The 17,946-nt window shown below is 36.0% G+C and carries 16 protein-coding genes; 10 read left to right on the forward strand and 6 right to left on the reverse strand.

Going from position 1 to position 17,946, the window contains the following annotated elements:
• Positions 1–17 precede the first annotated feature (17 nt).
• Positions 18–743, reverse strand: a complete 726-nt coding sequence (locus tag LC457_RS08765) for a hypothetical protein (RefSeq protein ID WP_223599495.1) — start codon at positions 741–743, stop codon at positions 18–20.
• 154 nt (positions 744–897) lie between these two features.
• Between LC457_RS08765 and queA the strand changes: the two genes are divergently transcribed.
• From queA to LC457_RS08790, 5 genes are all read left to right on the forward strand, one after another.
• Positions 898–1,947 carry a tRNA preQ1(34) S-adenosylmethionine ribosyltransferase-isomerase QueA gene (gene queA, locus LC457_RS08770; RefSeq protein WP_047388096.1) on the forward strand — a complete coding sequence of 350 codons (1,050 nt, stop codon included), beginning with the start codon at positions 898–900 and terminating at the stop codon, positions 1,945–1,947.
• A 71-nt stretch (positions 1,948–2,018) separates the two neighbouring features.
• Positions 2,019–3,053 (forward strand): 23S rRNA (adenine(2503)-C(2))-methyltransferase RlmN, encoded by a 1,035-nt coding sequence (gene rlmN / locus LC457_RS08775; protein WP_223599496.1) that lies wholly within the window; start codon positions 2,019–2,021, stop codon positions 3,051–3,053.
• Between the two features lie 72 nt (positions 3,054–3,125).
• Positions 3,126–4,076 (forward strand): sterol desaturase family protein, encoded by a 951-nt coding sequence (locus tag LC457_RS08780; protein WP_223599497.1) that lies wholly within the window; start codon positions 3,126–3,128, stop codon positions 4,074–4,076.
• 363 nt (positions 4,077–4,439) lie between these two features.
• Positions 4,440–5,348: a hypothetical protein gene (locus tag LC457_RS08785; protein WP_223599498.1), complete on the forward strand. Its 909-nt coding sequence runs from the start codon at positions 4,440–4,442 to the stop codon at positions 5,346–5,348.
• A 71-nt stretch (positions 5,349–5,419) separates the two neighbouring features.
• Complete coding sequence (locus tag LC457_RS08790) at positions 5,420–6,397, forward strand: polyprenyl synthetase family protein (protein ID WP_223599499.1); 978 nt, start codon at positions 5,420–5,422, stop codon at positions 6,395–6,397.
• Positions 6,398–6,465: 68 nt separating this feature from the next.
• On the opposite strand, the gene LC457_RS08795 is transcribed toward LC457_RS08790, so the two are convergent.
• Entirely contained in the window at positions 6,466–7,275 is an 810-nt protein-coding gene (locus LC457_RS08795; RefSeq protein WP_223599500.1) for a hypothetical protein, read from the reverse strand.
• A gap of 131 nt (positions 7,276–7,406) precedes the next feature.
• A complete protein-coding gene (locus LC457_RS08800) occupies positions 7,407–7,700 on the reverse strand; it encodes a hypothetical protein (RefSeq protein ID WP_223599501.1) in 294 nt (97 codons plus the stop codon).
• Between the two features lie 138 nt (positions 7,701–7,838).
• Here LC457_RS08800 and LC457_RS08805 point away from each other — a divergent pair, with 138 nt between their 5' ends.
• Positions 7,839–10,271: a thiamine pyrophosphate-dependent enzyme gene (locus LC457_RS08805; RefSeq protein ID WP_223599502.1), complete on the forward strand. Its 2,433-nt coding sequence runs from the start codon at positions 7,839–7,841 to the stop codon at positions 10,269–10,271.
• Between the two features lie 223 nt (positions 10,272–10,494).
• A complete protein-coding gene (locus LC457_RS08810; protein WP_223599503.1) occupies positions 10,495–11,130 on the forward strand; it encodes a methyltransferase domain-containing protein in 636 nt (211 codons plus the stop codon).
• Positions 11,131–11,164: 34 nt separating this feature from the next.
• Here the strand turns inward: LC457_RS08810 and LC457_RS08815 are convergent, their stop codons facing one another.
• Complete coding sequence (locus LC457_RS08815; RefSeq protein WP_223599504.1) at positions 11,165–11,581, reverse strand: carboxymuconolactone decarboxylase family protein; 417 nt, start codon at positions 11,579–11,581, stop codon at positions 11,165–11,167.
• A 108-nt stretch (positions 11,582–11,689) separates the two neighbouring features.
• A complete protein-coding gene (locus tag LC457_RS08820; protein WP_223599505.1) occupies positions 11,690–12,082 on the reverse strand; it encodes a helix-turn-helix domain-containing protein in 393 nt (130 codons plus the stop codon).
• Between the two features lie 164 nt (positions 12,083–12,246).
• Here LC457_RS08820 and LC457_RS08825 point away from each other — a divergent pair, with 164 nt between their 5' ends.
• Positions 12,247–13,308 (forward strand): NADH:flavin oxidoreductase, encoded by a 1,062-nt coding sequence (locus LC457_RS08825; RefSeq protein WP_223599506.1) that lies wholly within the window; start codon positions 12,247–12,249, stop codon positions 13,306–13,308.
• Positions 13,309–13,545: 237 nt separating this feature from the next.
• Here the strand turns inward: LC457_RS08825 and LC457_RS08830 are convergent, their stop codons facing one another.
• Positions 13,546–14,748 carry an aminopeptidase C gene (locus tag LC457_RS08830; RefSeq protein WP_223599507.1) on the reverse strand — a complete coding sequence of 401 codons (1,203 nt, stop codon included), beginning with the start codon at positions 14,746–14,748 and terminating at the stop codon, positions 13,546–13,548.
• 174 nt (positions 14,749–14,922) lie between these two features.
• Between LC457_RS08830 and LC457_RS08835 the strand changes: the two genes are divergently transcribed.
• Both LC457_RS08835 and LC457_RS08840 read left to right on the forward strand, forming a co-directional pair.
• A complete protein-coding gene (locus LC457_RS08835) occupies positions 14,923–15,441 on the forward strand; it encodes an RNA polymerase sigma factor (RefSeq protein ID WP_223599508.1) in 519 nt (172 codons plus the stop codon).
• 12 nt (positions 15,442–15,453) lie between these two features.
• Entirely contained in the window at positions 15,454–17,922 is a 2,469-nt protein-coding gene (locus tag LC457_RS08840) for a VWA domain-containing protein (protein ID WP_223599509.1), read from the forward strand.
• Positions 17,923–17,946 lie beyond the last annotated feature (24 nt).

The following is a 17,946-nucleotide window of genomic DNA, read 5'->3' on the forward strand; positions in this document are numbered from 1 at the left end:
TTTTTGATTGGTTGTTCTTATGCGTTTATCGATTTGATTTTATTTAATTTATATTCTCTTTTATTACTTTTCGGATTCAGATCTACAAATTCATACTCTTCAAAATTGGCAAGCCTGGCTTTGAACATTTTAGTTGCTTTTTCTGGTGACCAGGTTTTAGGATAATGAAAACCTTCAAATTCAACATTGAAAATCTCTGCTTTGAAATCATGGGAAAACTCATCATCACCTGCATAGGTCAATGCTATTTTGCCGGTCCATGTAATATCATACCGATTATTATCTTTTTTTGAAAAACTGATCTGATGGCCTGCACAGCTGTCATGCCCAAGCAGATAAATATTGAACGCCAGATCATCATCATCAAAATGTTGTTCAGACGGAAGATCGTTGCTGAAAAGATCATTTTTAATAACAGTATCAAAATCCAGTTTTTCATCAAGGATATTAATTCTGATTCCTCTCTGCTCACCCCAGTAATTTGATGACAGTGTACAGGTATGGTAATTTCCCCATACGATTTTGGAGTCCCAGTCAGGCAGATCTTTGTCTTCTTCCTCACTGTTTTCGTCATCATTTGCGTAATAATTTTCAGTTTTTAAATGAAAATCAAACCAGATAAACCCATACTCATCAATCCGTCCGCTCCAGTTGAATGTGACGATTTTATGACCGTCAGGATAGGGATTATTAAGGAAGTATATTTTGCTTACTGGCTCCATGCTGAATTTTAATTTTTCCAAAAATAGAACTTTTTAAGCTTAAAAATCCCCGTAAAATCACGGTTTTATATTTCATTGTAAATAATACTTGACAAAGGGGTGTTCAATGTCGTATATTTGCACTCCGAAAATTACACCTTGTAATTATAATAATTTTTAAACCGTAATTTAAAAAATGAAAACATCAGATTTTAATTTTGATCTTCCTGCGGAATTATTAGCAGAACACCCATCAGAGCACAGAGACGAGGCCAGATTAATGGTACTTGATAGAAAAACACAAACTATCGAGCACAAATTATTCAAGGATGTAGTGGATTATTTTGATGAGGATGATTTGTTTATCTTCAATAATACAAAAGTTTTTCCTGCTCGTCTTTACGGAAATAAAGAAAAAACAGGTGCTAAAATTGAAGTTTTCTTATTAAGAGAGCTTGATAAAGAAACCAGAGTTTGGGATGTTTTGGTAGATCCGGCAAGAAAAATCAGAATTGGTAACAAATTATTCTTCACTGAAGATGAATCTTTGGTAGCGGAAGTTATTGATAACACCACTTCAAGAGGAAGAACATTAAGATTCTTATTCGATGGTTCTTACGACGAATTCAGAACGAAATTAAAAGAATTGGGAGAAACTCCACTTCCAAAGTATATCAAAAGAGCAGTAGAGCCGGAAGATGCAGAAAGATACCAGACGATCTATGCTAAAATAGAAGGAGCTGTTGCTGCACCTACGGCTGGTCTTCACTTCTCCAAGCATTTGATGAAGAGATTAGAGATCAAAGGAATCAATTTTGCTGAAGTAACACTTCACGTAGGATTGGGAACTTTCAACCCAATTGAGGTAGAAGATCTTTCTAAGCACAAAATGGAATCTGAAGAGATCATCATCGATGAAAAAAATGCTGACCTTATCAACAGAGCGGTAGAATCTCACAGAAGAGTTTGTGCGGTAGGTACTACAACAATGAGAGCATTGGAAACTTCTGTTTCTTCAAACAAAAAGATTTCTGCTTTCAACGGATGGACCAATAAATTCATTTATCCGCCTCACGATTTTGGAGTAGCTACTTCAATGATCACAAACTTCCACACACCGAAGTCTACACTGCTTATGATGATTGCAGCATTTGCCGGAAAAGATTTCGTAATGCAAGCTTATGAAGAAGCTGTAAGAGAAAAGTATAAATTCTATTCTTACGGTGACGCAATGTTAATTCTATAAAAAAGATAATAGGTAAAAGGTGGCAGGTAGCAGTTATCCGCCACCTGCTACCTATAATCTACAACCTTACAATGAAAGATATCCGTATATTATCACTGGACCAGCTTAAAGATTACTTTGAGTCTTTAGGAGAAAAACCGTTTCGTGCGAAACAGGTCTATGACTGGCTATGGAGTAAAAACCTCCATTCGATAGATGAAATGACGAATCTTTCGAAATCTCTTCGTGAAAAAATTTCCGAAGAATATACAATTAACCCTGTTTCCGTAGATCTTCTTCAAAAAAGTACTGACGGAACCATCAAAAACGGAGTGAAACTTCATGACGGGCTGATGGTGGAATCTGTTCTTATTCCTACAGAAACAAGAACCACAGCCTGTGTATCTTCGCAGGTAGGATGCTCACTAAACTGCGAATTCTGTGCTACAGCAAAACTGAAAAGGATGAGAAACCTTGAAGTAGCTGAAATTGTAGATCAGGTAGCCCTGATTGACAGCCAGAGCAGAATGTACTTCGAGAGACCGCTTTCCAATATCGTATTTATGGGAATGGGAGAGCCTATGATGAATTACAAAAACGTAGTGGAAGCCATCAGAAAAATTACCCAACCGGAAGGATTGGGAATGTCTCCAAGAAGAATTACCGTTTCTACATCCGGTATTCCAAAGATGATCAAAATGCTTGCTGATGACGAACTGCGTGTGAAACTGGCTTTATCCCTTCACTCAGCTATCGAATCCAAACGTAACGAGATCATGCCTTTCTCTGACAAATTTCCGTTGACAGATATTATGGAGGCCCTTCAGTACTGGTATCAAAAGACAGGTTCTGTCATTACTTTTGAATACTGTGTATGGAAAGGAATCAATGATGGAGATGAAGATATTAAAGCTTTAATCAAATACTGCAAACAGGTTCCTTCAAAAGTAAACCTTATTCAATATAATCCGATTGGTGACGGAAAGTATGACCAATGCAACAAACAGGCGGAAGAAAATTACATCCGTCAGCTTGAAAATGCAGGCGTTACTGTAATGGTCAGAAGAAGCCGTGGAGGTGATATTGATGCCGCTTGCGGGCAATTGGCCAACAAAGCAACGGATTAAAATTTCCTTAAAAAAAATCAAAAATTCCTTAAAAAAAGGTTAAAACCCTACCTTTGCACAAATTATTTTGTGATGATGGATTTTCTTATGAGTGAGGATGGGCTGGAAAATGTGTATGCATGGGCTATCCCGCTGCATGCAACCGTTATTTTAGCTGAAATGATTTACAGCCACGTTTCAGAAGCTAAGCTATATAGTGGGAAAGATCTTGCTACCAATGTTTATCTGGCATTGATGAACTTTGGTCTGGACCTTATCATGAAAGCTTTTGCCATGGGCGTTATGTTTTTCTTCTACAATCACAGACTTTTCTCATGGGATCTTAGTGTATGGTATCTGCTGGCCTGTTTTATCATCACAGATTTTGCCTATTACGTGCTGCATTATGTTGACCATCGTTCCAGAGCATTCTGGGCGGTACATATCACACATCACAGTTCAGAATACTTTAACCTTACAACAGGATTCAGAAGCCCTGTACTGCAGCCGTTATACAGATATTTATATTTTTCGCCGCTTGCATTTTTAGGGTTCAATCCTTGGCATATTATGGTAGCTTACGCCATTGGTCAGGTATATGGAACCTGGGTTCATACACAGACTGTGAAGAGTATGGGATTTTTAGAATATATTCTTGTCACTCCTTCTCACCACCGTGTTCATCATGCATGTAATGTAAAATACCTAGATAAAAATATGGGAATGTGCCTGATTATCTGGGATAAAATATTTGGAACTTTTCAAAAAGAAGACCCCAATATTCCTGTAAAATATGGAATCTATCCTAAAATGCCGGACAACAGACCAGATACAGTCCTTTTTTATGAATGGAGAAAAATCTGGAAAGATCTTAAACAGCCCGGATTAAAATTCACTGACAGAATTAATTATATTTTCAACTCACCGGGGTGGAGACATGACGGAACCGGAAAAACGGTAAGGCAATACCAGAAAGAATATTTTGCAAAACAGGCAAAAAAGAAAGAACAACAGCAAACTCAGGAAAAGCAGAAAACTGCTTAAACTTGTTTTTAAAATCAATAGAAATCTAATGAAAAACGGGCTATTTTTAGCTCGTTTTTCTATTTTAAGATGAGAGAATGACGAATAAACAAATAATGAATCTCTTAAACTCTCCAACCCAAAATCAAGAATTTTTTTTCAAAAGACTACATTAAATATTTAGATTCCTACGGAATGACAATGTGTGTGGAAAAATAAAGCGCTTAGTTGTCCAGTCCGTAGGAATCTATGTTCTTATAATCACAAATTCTCTCATTTACAAACCCTAAAACCCTAAAACTCTCAACCCTCAACCCTCGAATCCCGAACCCCGGACCTCACATCCCAACTCATCAACTCAGAATAAAATCCTATTTTTGTTAAATGAAAAAATTCTTTCTGATTGTTGCCCTCATCATTACTCAATCTGCATTTTCCCAGCAGGCCGACTTTCTGAAAATAAAAAAATACAGGGTTAATTATCTGAATGATAAGATTGAAGAAACTTCAGGGCTTGACATTTTAAACGGAAAATTATACACTTTCAACGATAGTGGAAATCCAGCTGAGCTTTTTGAAATTGATAAAAATAATGGCGAAATTATCCGAACACTGAAAACCAATCTGATTAATAATGATTGGGAAGCTTTGGCTAATGACGGTGAGAATTTTTATATCGGAGATTTTGGAAATAATGTAGGAACAAGGAAAAATCTGATGATCTATAAAGTTCCTTACGAACGTCTTGATACTTCTATTAACATTAAAATTCCTGGCTCGGAAAGAGCTTTAGATGGAACGACAATTTCTTTTTATTATCCTGAACAGACTGAATTTATTTCCAAAAATACCAGAAATGATTTTGATGCAGAAGCCATGATCTATTTGAACGGAAAGCTGCATATATTTACTAAAGAATGGGTAGCAAAAGCAACCTCTCATTATATTGTAGACCCCAATATTTCAGAATTTCAAAAAGCAGAAAAGATTGAAACCTATAAAACAGGTTTTGTAGTTACAGATGCTTCCTATTTTGATAAAAAGCTCTATTTGGTGGGATATACCAAGAAAACGGAAGTCTTTTTAGACATCTTTACTGAAACGGAACCCGGAATATTTTTCAAAGAAAAACCAAAGCATTATTATTTGGGAACAGCTCTTTCATTAGCTCAGATTGAAGGAATAAGTGTAGATGAAACGGGAATTTATATTTCCGGGGAAAAATTTAAATCTCCACTGGGAACTACAAAACCTTCTTTTTATTTTATCCCGAAAGATCAACTCAAAGATTAATTTGTCTTAAAATTGAGCGAAAAAAATTATCTTTGTGAGAATTAATAATTATTCACCCAGCATCGCAGATTGTGGCAAACATTGTAGAAGAGATTAAACGACCGATCAATGATGAAATGAAACTTTTTGAACAGAAGTTTTATGAGTCAATGCAGAGTAAAGTAGCTTTATTAGATAAAGTAACCCGTTTTATTGTTACCACCAAAGGAAAGCAGATGCGCCCAATGTTTGTGTTTCTTTGTGCTAAACTTGTGGGTGAAGTCACAGAAAAGACGTATCGTGGTGCTTCTATGATCGAGCTGATTCATACTGCAACTCTTGTACATGATGATGTGGTGGATGAGAGTTTTAAACGTCGTAATTTCTTTTCAATCAATGCTTTGTGGAAGAATAAAATTGCGGTTTTGGTAGGTGACTATCTCTTATCAAAATCAGTTTTATTATCAACAGACCATAAAGATTATGATTTACTTGGAGTAATTTCCAGAACAATCCGTGAAATGTCAGAAGGTGAACTTCTTCAGCTGGAAAAAGCGAGAAAACTGGATATTACTGAAGATGTTTATTATGAGATTATCCGCCAGAAAACAGCAACTCTGATTGCAGCATGCTGTGAAATAGGAGTTCTTTCCAATAATGCGGACGAAGCTTTGGCTAAGAAGATGATGGACTTTGGAACTTTTACAGGAATGGCATTTCAGATTAAAGATGATCTTTTCGATTATTTAAGCTCAAACGTGATCGGAAAGCCCGTAGGAATTGATATTAAAGAACAGAAAATGACCCTGCCTTTAATTCATACTCTGAAAATTGCCAATGAGAAAGATAGAAAGTATTATTTCGATACCATAAAACGTTATAATAATAATCCTAAGCGTGTAAAAGAGCTTATAGAATTCGTCAAAACCTCTGGCGGACTGGAATATGCTATTACCGTAATGAAGGATTTCCAGCAGAAAGCCAAAGATATTCTGAACGAATTCCCGGATTCTGAAGCTAGAAAATCGCTGCATAGTATGTTGGATTATGTAATTGAAAGAAAGTTTTAAAAAATTAATACATAAAAAGGATTCGGCGCACCTATGGTGCGCCGAATCCTTTTTATGTATGTTCCTGTTTATATTTTCTGTACCGTTACATTGGTCACATTTCCATTTCCTGTAGGTCCCATCTCTGTTGATAAAATTGTGCATGCCTGATTGGGAGCAGCTGTAAAACGAATCTGATAACCTGCTGTAGGCACTACAATTACAGTCGTGTAATTCATTAGTTCACCAATTCTTGTTGAAGCAGTCAGGGTAGGAGTTGCAGCTCCTGCATAGTGGCTTCCCCTTCCCAGATAGTTACTGTCGGGAACAGGTCTTATCCCTAAAAGTAATTGCGCTCCTGCAGAAATATTTGTAAAACTTGCCTGTAAAGTCACCAGGTAATTACCCGCCTGATTAAATGTCAGGACCCCTGAAGAGGTGTTGTAAGAATAAAATGGCGAAGTAGCAACGGGGCTGGCAAACATTAATGTCACAATTGAAGCAGCACTACCAATGGTCTGATCGGCAGCCAAACGTGCATGAAATAGTGAATAAGCCGTAAAGTCTATCGTTTTCAGGACACCCGTGGCATCTGCAACAACAACTCTGTCTGTTCCACCAACTCCAATATTGGAATTAATATTTCGGACACGTACATTTCCAGAACTTACATCCAGCTTTTCTGTTGGGGTAGTTGTGCCTATGCCTACTTGTGCTGTATTAGTCACTGTAAAATCATTAGCCTGTTGTACTGCAGAAGGAGAACCGGATGTTGCATTATCTTTGGCTCCATCAATATGAAAGGTCGTTTGAGGATTCGAGGTATTTATTCCTACCTGTGAAAAGTAAAGTGTAGAAAAGGCAAAGACCTTAACTACGGTCAGTAATTTTTTTGTCATCTTATAGTGTTTTAAAAATAATTACTGATGTTAATTTCAAATAATATACCGGAATGATAAAAATTGGCGTTTATCGACAAATATCTATGGATTGTAGTTCGATAATGATAATTTATTTAATGTTTTTGACATTAGATTATTTTTAGGCTTACAATAATAACTGCTAGAACTATACAAAATAAAGCGATTAAAAATAAATAATCCGCAATACTCTCAAAGGTATGTTCCCGTTTTTCAGTCTTCGTTCTGATAGCCAGAAACGAGAAGAAGCAGCTGCATGCAAAAAAGATACTGGCAAGACCTGCAAATTCGTCTAAATGCGTATTCTGACTGATTTTAGCGATTTTTAGCGATGTCATGATAATCAATGAAAATCCTAAAAGATTGCTTGATGCATTCAAAATGTGAGGTGACTTTTTTTCCATCATTTACAATTTTTATCAAAATAAAGCACAATTTTTTTTATTATCAAATTTTTAAAAAAGATTATTAAAAATTAAAATTAATTTAAAAAGTGTATATTAGCAAAATACTTGAAGATTAAAAAACTTTTTTACTTAGCTATGCAAACAACCTATATTGAAACACAGCAAATATCCTTTCAAGATTTTAAAAATCAGATACTTGAAGACTACAGGTTAGGAAGGATCTCTCGTGAAATATCTTATCTCGGAAGGAGAGAAGTACTCACTGGAAAAGCTAAATTCGGAATTTTTGGGGATGGAAAAGAACTTCCTCAGCTTGCAATGGCGAAAGTTTTCAGAAATGGGGACTTCCGTTCAGGATATTACAGGGATCAGACTTTTGCATTGGCAATAGATGCCTTAACAGTAGAAAGTTTCTTTGCACAGATGTATGCAGATACAAGCGTGGAAAGAGAGCCTGCTTCAGCCGGAAGACAAATGAACGGGCATTTTGCAACAAGAAGTTTAAATGAAGACGGAAGCTGGAAAGATCTGACAGCTCAGAAAAATATCTCTTCGGATATTTCTCCTACAGCAGGGCAAATGCCAAGATTATTGGGATTGGCTCAGGCTTCTACAATTTATAAAAGTGTAAAATTTGAAGGTTCAGAAAAATTCTCAAGAGAAGGTAACGAAATTGCTTTCGGGACCATTGGGGATGCTTCTACAGCAGAAGGTCATTTCTGGGAAACTCTGAACGCTGCATGTGCACTTCAGGTTCCTATGATTGTTTCTATCTGGGATGATGGATACGGAATTTCAGTTCCTACTAAAAATCAAAGAGCAAAAGCTGACATCAGTGAGATGCTAAGTGGTTTCCAGAGAAAAGAAGGAGAAAATCAGGGATGTGAAATCATTCAGGTGAAAGCCTGGGATTATCCTGCATTATTGGATGCATATGCTAAGGCAGAACATTTTGCAAGAACAGAAAGTGTACCGGTAGTAGTTCATGTCATTGATGTTACTCAGCCTCAGGGACACTCTACATCCGGATCTCACGAAAGATATAAAAATGAAGAACGTCTGGCTTGGGAAGCTGAGTTTGACGGATTGGCAAAATTCAAAGAATGGATTTTGAACTATTCTATTGAGATTGATGGAAATGAAGAGGTGATTGCTACTGCTGAAGAACTGGAAGCTATTGATGAAGAAGCAAAAAAAATTGCAAAATCCGGACAGAAAACGGCTTGGGAAAACTATCAGAAAGCAGTTTCAGAACTTATTCAGTCTATCTTACCTTTAGTAGAGAACCTTAAAGGGCAGAATGCTGAAGTTGAAACATACATTTCTCAATTCAATAAGCTTGTTTCAAAAGCCAAAAAGGACATTTTCCATTTAGTAAGAAAAGCTTTATTGGCAACAAGAGGAACCAATTCTGCAGAAAGAAACCAGTTGATGCAGAAATACAATGAAGTTGCTGCAGTAGAAAAAGACAACTATTCATCTCACTTATACTCTCAGTCTGAGTGGAAATCTGAAAACATTCAGGAGATCAAGCCGGTATATTCCGACAGCTCTGAGGATGTTGATGGAAGAGTAGTGATTAGAAATAATTTTGACAAAATTTTTGAAAAATATCCTGAAACTTTAATCTTTGGTGAAGATACCGGAAACATCGGTGACGTAAACCAGGGATTGGAAGGAATGCAGGAAAAATACGGTGCTTTACGTATCGCTGATACAGGAATTCGTGAGGCAACAATTCTTGGACAGGGAATTGGTATGGCAATGAGAGGTTTGAGACCAATTGCTGAAATCCAGTACTTAGACTACGTTCTTTACTGTTTACAAGGGATGAGTGATGATCTTGCAACCGTACATTACAGAACGAAAGGAGGTCAGAAAGCTCCACTAATCATCAGAACAAGAGGTCACAGACTAGAAGGAATCTGGCATTCAGGTTCTCCAATGGCGGGTATTCTTAACCTTTCAAAAGGAATTCTGGTATTGGTACCTAGAAACCTTACAAAAGCTGCCGGATTCTATAACACAATGCTTCAGGCTGACGAACCTGCGATCATCGTAGAATGTCTGAACGGATACAGATTAAAAGAAAAACAACCGGATAACTTAGGAGAATTCACCGTTCCTGTAGGGAAAATTGAAGTAACTAAAGAAGGAAAACATGTTACTTTGGTCACTTACGGTTCTACATGGAGAATTGTAACAGAAGCTGCCAACGAATTGGAAAAACTGGGGATTTCTGCAGAAGTAATTGATATTCAGTCGTTGATTCCTTTCGATTTATCTCACGAAATTGCTGAAAGTGTTAAGAAAACAAACAGATTAGTCGTGATTGACGAAGATGTGGAAGGAGGAACTACAGGATTCATCTTACAGCAGATCCTTGAAAAGCAGAAAGCTTTCAGATACCTGGATTCTGATCCGTTGACGATTGCTGCAAACGATCACAGACCTGCGTATGCAAGTGATGGTGACTATTTCAGTAAGCCATCTGCAGACGATATGGTAGAAAAGATCTACGCTATGTTTAATGAAACAAATCCTCAGAAATATCCAGCGATATTCTAATTGGGATTTTAAATAAATTTTGAAACCGCTCCAAAAGGAAGCGGTTTTGTTTTTTAGAAATGGACTTAAAATTTGTAAATTTGAGAATTGACCATCTTCTTTAAACACTAATTAAATGAAAATAACTCAGCTTGTAATCTTATTCAATTATAAAAAAATAGTACTTGGTATTTTGATATCATTATTTCTTTTTATACTGTCTTTTCAGATAAATTCATCACTATTGATCATATTATTAAGAAGCTTTGGGAGTCTTATTATTTTAAATATATTGGCTTCAATTGTTGCATCGTATATTCTTTATGATAAATCTGATTTGTATGAACCGAATAATTTAAGAGAGTTTGCAGACTGGGAAAAAATTGAAAATGCTGTTGTAATTCATGCAAGCTTTGATCCTTTATCAGGAAAACTTGAGGAAAAATATCCAAAAATAAACTTTACGGTTTGTGATATTTACGGAAACAGACATGAGCATGAAAGCGGGATTGAAGTTTCAAAAAAAATGTTTCCTCCCAATCCCAGAGAAATAAGAATTTCACCAGATACTTTACCTTTTGAGAACGAATCTCAGGATGTTATTCTTGCAGTCACCGCACTTCATGAGATTCTTGATCATCAGAAAAGAGTTTTGTTTTTTAAAGAAGCTAAAAGAATTTTGAAAAAAGGAGGCCTAATCATAATATCTGAACAGTTTAGAGATATTACCAATTTTATATTCTTTAATATCGGAGCTTTTCACTTTTTAAGTCAAAAACAATGGAAAGAATCAATTTCACCAGCAGAAATGAAAATAATAGAAAATAAAAAAATCACTCCTTTTGCCAATATGTTGATTTTAAAGAAAGATCAAGTATAATTTTCATAAAATTACTTCTGCTGGTGCTACAATTTTAATCCTTCTCAGCCAGAGTAATTCTCAGCTTATTCAAAGTATTCATCAGAGTTATACTTGCCGTAAGTTCTACAATTTCTCTTTCCGTGAATTGCTCTATCAGTTTTGATTTGATATTTTGCCAATCATCTTTACTGTAAATGATAGCTTCAGCCCATTCTAAAACAAGCTTTTGTTGATTATTGAAGGCATTGGTATGTTTCCAGCCTGGAAGTCTGTTAATCATATCCTGTTCAAAGCCAAAATCAGAGAGTTCTTTTGCATGATAGCTGCAGCAATAAGCACAGCCGTTAATTTGAGAAACCCGAAGTTCAACGAGTGCAATTAATTTTTCGTCAATCCCGGATTTTCTAATGCTGTTGTGGGCTTTATACAGATTTCCAATAGTTTCTTTTGCAATTTCTTTGTAATTCATAATGAAAATTTTTGTGCAAATTTGCATCAGAAACACTTCAAAACCTATATACTTACTTTTTGGTTATACACTTACCTTTTTGAAAGTACAATTTAAAATAAAAGGCTATCAAACATTGACAGCCTTTTTATTTTTCACATCTTCATTCAAAAAAGCGCAATCTTTATCTTCATGCGATCCTTTTACCTGATATTTAGCTTCCCACTCTTCCAGTAAATATAAAATTGGCAGCAAAGCCAATCCCTTTTCTGCAAGAGAATATTCCACGCGTGGAGGAAGTTCTTTAAACTCTTCACGGATAACCAATCCATCGGTTTCCATTTCCCTCAGCTGATCAGTTAATACCTTTCTGGAAATGACATTAATGCGTACTGCCAGTTCTCCAAAACGTAATCTCCTGTCTTTAATAACAAGAACTATAATAGGCTTCCATTTGCTTCCTAAAGCGGCCATAGCTTTACCCAGAGGACAGCTGTATTGCATTAATTCATTCTTTTTCATAAGAAAATCTTTATTTCAATATCATATGGAACCGGAATTTCATACGTTACTTTGATGTTACTAATGTAAGTTACTGCGAAGTTACCACTATTTTTTAATAAAAGATACAAAAGTGAACTATTATTAGTTACTTTGTGTAACAATTATAAAATATAAATTTAAATATGAGCACATCATCATTATTTAAACCGTTTCAATACAAAAATTTACAGCTTAAAAATAGAATCGTAATGGCTCCTATGACCAGAGCACAATCTGACAATGGAGTTCCAACTCAGAATATCGCAGACTATTACGGGAGAAGAGCGGCTTCAGAAGTAGGATTAATTCTTTCTGAAGGAACTGTGATCAACAGACTGGGATCAAAGAACTTACAGAATATTCCTGATTTCTATGGTACAGAAGCTTTAAATGGTTGGAAAAATGTAATTGATACTGTACATCAGAATGGAGGTAAAATGGGACCTCAAATCTGGCACGTAGGAGATACAAGAATGTCTGAGGATTATCCTTTGGTTCCAATGGAAAAAGCTTCCACAATGACTATTGAAGATATTCAGGATACGATAGCACAATTTGCAGCGTCTGCAAAATCAGCAAAAGACCTTGGTTTCGACTGTATTGAAATTCATGGAGCTCACGGATATCTTATCGACCAGTTTTTCTGGGAAGTTACTAATACAAGAACAGATGAATACGGTGGTAAAACATTAAAAGAAAGAAGCCGATTTGCTGTAGAGGTTGTGAAAGCCATCAGAGCAGCGGTAGGAGAGGACTTTACCATTATCATCCGTCTTTCACAATGGAAGCAGCAGGATTATAAAACCAGACTGGCATTTACTCCTAATGAAATGGAAGATTGGTTATTACCGTTAAAAGAAGCAGGTGTAGATATTTTTCACTGTTCACAGCGTCGTTTTTGGGAACCGGAATTTGAAGGTTCTGATTTAAACTTTGCCGGATGGGCAAAAAAAATTACCGGGCAGCCAACTATTACAGTAGGCTCTGTAGGGTTGAACGGAGATTTCCTTAATGCTTTTGCAGGACAGGGAACAGAAAAAACAGACCTTACAGAATTGATCAGAAGACTTGATAATGAAGAATTCGATCTTGTTGCGGTAGGAAGAGCTATTCTTCAGGACTACCAATGGGTAGAGAAGATCAAAGACGGAAACACAGAAGCTCTTCTTGATTTTTCAGCAGAAAGTATGGGCGTTTTATTTTAATATCAAAAATGAATAGTGAATTCGCTTAGCTTTCAATTTTTTTTAACAGCATAATTTATTGACCTGCGAAGCAGAATTGACAATTCAATCTGGTATTAAATCAGCATAATTCACTTTATTTTATATTTAATTTTCACCTATTTATTAAAGAACCCGATTTCAGAATTTCTGAGATCGGGTTTTTAACAGATTTAAATATCTAAAACTGCCTTTTAAAGGGCAGAAATGATTGCTTTATTATAAACCAATATTCTTAGTCGGTTTTAATTGCTTTAAGATGCTTTTTGGGATTGCATTTTTGTGAACAAGGATTGCTGTTGATTTATATTCAACATAAGGTCTTGTTACGTAAATATATCCGGCGAAATCATTGGTTACTCCCCATGAATTCTTCACCATATAATATTCTTTACCAGTCTGATCTTTTGCCAGACCTACGATATGCATACCGTGATCATCCGTTGTAGAAAGATTGTTAAGGGCTTTCTGACGGATATCTTCAGTGATGGTTTTATCTTTTTTAGGCTCAGTAAACAAAGTTTGCTTGTTTTCTGCAGTAATCTGATCAAGATCCATATCAGGAACATAAGCCACTCCGTTTTTGTAAGAGAAATAAGGTTCAGAAACGTCAGTTGCCCAACCTACAGAATATCCCTTATTTACTGCATTGTCGATGATCGCTGTAAGATCTTTCATCGGTACATTCCAGTCAGAATCGTGGCTCCAGTTATCAGGAATCGGGACTACAAATTTCTCATAATAGGCATAGTCTTTGTAAGAAGATAATTCTACATAATCTTCAGCATTGATCCCTACTACTTCTTTTGCAAATGTTTTAGGAGTGTAATTCTTCCCTTCATACGTAAAATTAGCAGGTACTTTTCCTAAATATTCATCAAGAATAGCATCTACAGAATCCATCCAATTATCAGTCAGTTTCCCTTTCGAAGAAGCTTGAACAAGACTGTCAAGAACCGGCTTCAGTTTCCCCTGCATTTCCTTGAAGTTGTTGGTCGTTTGTCCTGCTTTTAATCCGGAATAGACATCCTGAGGAACGGCCCCATACTTTTTGTACATATTAATTACGTCGTGAAGTTCTCCTCCGTCACCCCAACTGATTGCTCTATTATTTAAAACATATAATTTTGCTTTATCATGGTAAGAGTTTCTTGCTGTGAAAATTTCGGCAAGATCTACAGGTTTTTTGCCCATTCTCTGCATTTCAGATTCAAGGAATGAATTTCCTGAGTAACTCCAGCAAGTTCCTGATGAACCCTGGTTTTTTACAGAAGTTGCACCAACGTCCTTTAACGTTGTGAACTGAAAATTAGCATTTTGTGATTGGTTGTTTTTTAACTTATTGATTAAGTCATCTTGGGCAAACATCATACTTCCTGCAGACAAAACAAAAAGTAATGATGCAATTTTGGCATTTTTCATTACTATAAAAAGATTATTTATATTAAGAGTCGTTGATAATAAAGATTTGTTACAGATGGAAAAGTTAAATTTAAAATGAAAAAAAATTACTTATTCACTATTTTTCTAAAAAAAATAATCATGTTTCCAACCCCGGCAAAAGTTTCTGCATCTATAATAATATAACTCCTGACTATGGAACAAGAATTATTACTAGAATGCTATCGTAACGACCGCAATGCACAGCGGAAGGTCTACGAGAAAATGGTGGGCAGGCTTTACGCAGTCTGCAGACGCTATTTGAAAAACGACGAAGATATAGAAGAAGTATTGGCCGATACGTTCTACAAAATTTTCACGAAAATTACCCAGCTTCAAAATGCTGAAACCTTTGAAGCATGGGCCAGAAAGATTGCGGTGAACGAATGCTTACAGAAATTAAGATCTAATAAGGGATTACTGATTTCTCTTGAAGAAAATTTCATAGATCATTCTGAAGGAACCACAGAAAATCTGTCTCTGGAAAAAGATATTCTGAGTTTACTGAACTTCCTTCCTGAAGGCTGCAGAGCTATATTTAACCTTTTCGCTATTGAAGGATATCCTCATAAAGAAATAGCTGCCATGCTTTCCATCAGTGAAGGAACCTCAAAATCACAGCTCAATTTTGCAAGAAAAAAACTGCAGGAACTTTTAGTGAATCAAAACATTTAAACTTTTAGAACAATGGAAAATAATCATATAGATCAACAATTCAATGAAGCTTCCAAGCTTTCCGAAGAGCCAACTGTTTTTCCTGGTTTTGAAAAAGTATGGGGGGAAATTGAAGAAAAATTAGATAAAAAAGAAGAAAAAAAGAGAGTCGTTCCTATTTGGCTGCCGTATGGTATCGCCGCAAGTCTGGTGATTGGTTTAGGAGCTTTTTACTTTATCAATAAAAAAGAAACTGTAGAACCTTTACAACCTGTAATCGCGGAGAATACAACTTTGAGAGGTCCGGTTACCAAAACAGATATTGCAAAAATAGATAGCACTATAAAAAATAATATTCAGAAAGAAAAGAAAATTGTTACACCTGCAGAAAATCTGGCAATCAATCCGGGACCTATCAAATACTCTGTGACAGTTCCTCCACCTCCAGTTTTACCAATTCCTGTACCTTCAGATCGTGTATATCAACCGGTAGTATCTGAGTATCAGACTGAAATAGAGGCCAATGCTGATAAAAAAGCAACTTATATTTCTTCTGGTCAGAGAAAAGATACCAATCAGATTAAAAGTATTGAAGAGGTTGTTGTAATGGGATATTCAAAGACAGTTAAAAGAAAGGATGTAACAGCATCCAATGCAATAACAAGTACTTCTATCAGTAATCAACCACAGCCTGCCACTTATTCATCATTACAGGGAAGTGCCCCAGGAATACAGATAAGTACTGCTTCGGGAAATAAAAATAGGTTTAACAGCATTAATCAAGGATTTCTTAGTAACAGTAACCCGATCATGATCAGAGGAGCTGCTTCTGTTTCACCTGGAAATGCCCCTTTATATGTAATTAACGGAATATTGACAAAAGCTGATGACTTCAAGAATTTAGATCCTAACAGAATTGAAAGTATGAATGTCTTAAAAGACGGCTCTGCTACAGCAATCTATGGAAGTAAAGCTGTAAATGGAGTAGTTGTGGTAACGACCAAAGATCTTTCAAGAAGGGAAAGAAAAAGAATGAAAAAACTTCAGGAAGCAATTAATAAGCAACAGCAGGTTTCGCCAGTGACTCAGAATGATGAAAGCTATAATACCTTTGTTGAGAACCCTTTTGAACTCACACGAAGCCAGCCGTTATCTACTTTTTCTATTGATGTTGATAACGCATCTTATTCCAATGTAAGAAGAATGATTAATAATGGGCAGGCAGTTGATAAAAATGCAGTAAGAATTGAAGAGATGATCAATTATTTTAAATATAATTATCCACAACCTCAAAATGGAGATCCTTTTTCAATTAATACTGAATACAGTGAATCTCCATGGAATCCGAAGCATAAATTGCTTAAAATAGGACTTCAGGGGAAGAATATTCCAATGGATCGTCTGCCTGCCTCAAACCTTATTTTCCTTATTGATGTTTCAGGCTCAATGAATGATGAAAATAAGTTACCCCTATTAAAATCTTCCTTTAAAGTGTTGTTAAATCAACTCAGACCTAAGGATAAAGTCGGAATTGTAGTGTACGCAGGCAGTGCAGGAATGGTTTTACCGCCTACGTCAGCAAAAGAAAAAGATAAAATTATAGAGGCATTGGATCATCTTCAGGCGGGAGGAAGCACAGCTGGTGGAGCGGGAATTGAATTGGCCTATAAATTGGCACAGGAAAACTTTGTGAAAGATGGTAATAATCGTGTCATTATAGCAACGGATGGAGATTTTAATGTAGGAATGTCTTCAACCTCAGATCTTCAAACGCTGATTGAAGATAAAAGAAAATCAGGAGTCTTTTTAACATGTTTAGGTTTTGGAATGGGCAATTATAAAGACAATACCCTCGAAACCCTTGCGGATAAAGGAAACGGAAATTATGCCTATATTGATAATATGCAGGAGGCGAATAAGTTTCTGGGGAAAGAATTTGCAGGAAGTATGTACGCCATAGCCAAAGATGTCAAGATTCAGATTGAATTTAACCCTGGATATGTAAAATCATATCGCCTTATCGGTTATGAGAACAGAAAACTGAAAAACGAAGACTTTGTCAACGATAAAATTGATGCCGGGGAACTTGGAAGCGGACATACCGTTACAGCTTTATATGAAGTGATTCCTGCAGATGTACAATCAGATTTTGTTCCCAAAGACACTGATTTGAAATATACTCATAATACCTCATCGAAAGAATTTGGAGATGAACTGGCAACCATAAAATTCAGATATAAAAAACCGGCTGGAGATACCAGCCGTGAGATCAGTAAGATTGTTAAAAATGATGATAGCAGGATATCTTCAGCAAGTCCGGATTTTAAATTTGCTTCATCCGTAGCCTGGTTCGGATTGGTACTCAGAAATTCAGAACTGATTATGAAAAAAGACCTTTCTGATATTGAGAAACTAGCTAAAGAAGGAAAAAATAAAGATGAGGAAGGCTACCGTTCAGAATTTATAAGGCTGATAGAGAGCTATAAAACAGTTCAAAAGTGATTTTAGGAAGAGAGATTTCTTCGG

This window comes from Chryseobacterium sp. GVT01B (genome assembly GCF_019970045.1).
GTDB lineage: Bacteria > Bacteroidota > Bacteroidia > Flavobacteriales > Weeksellaceae > Chryseobacterium.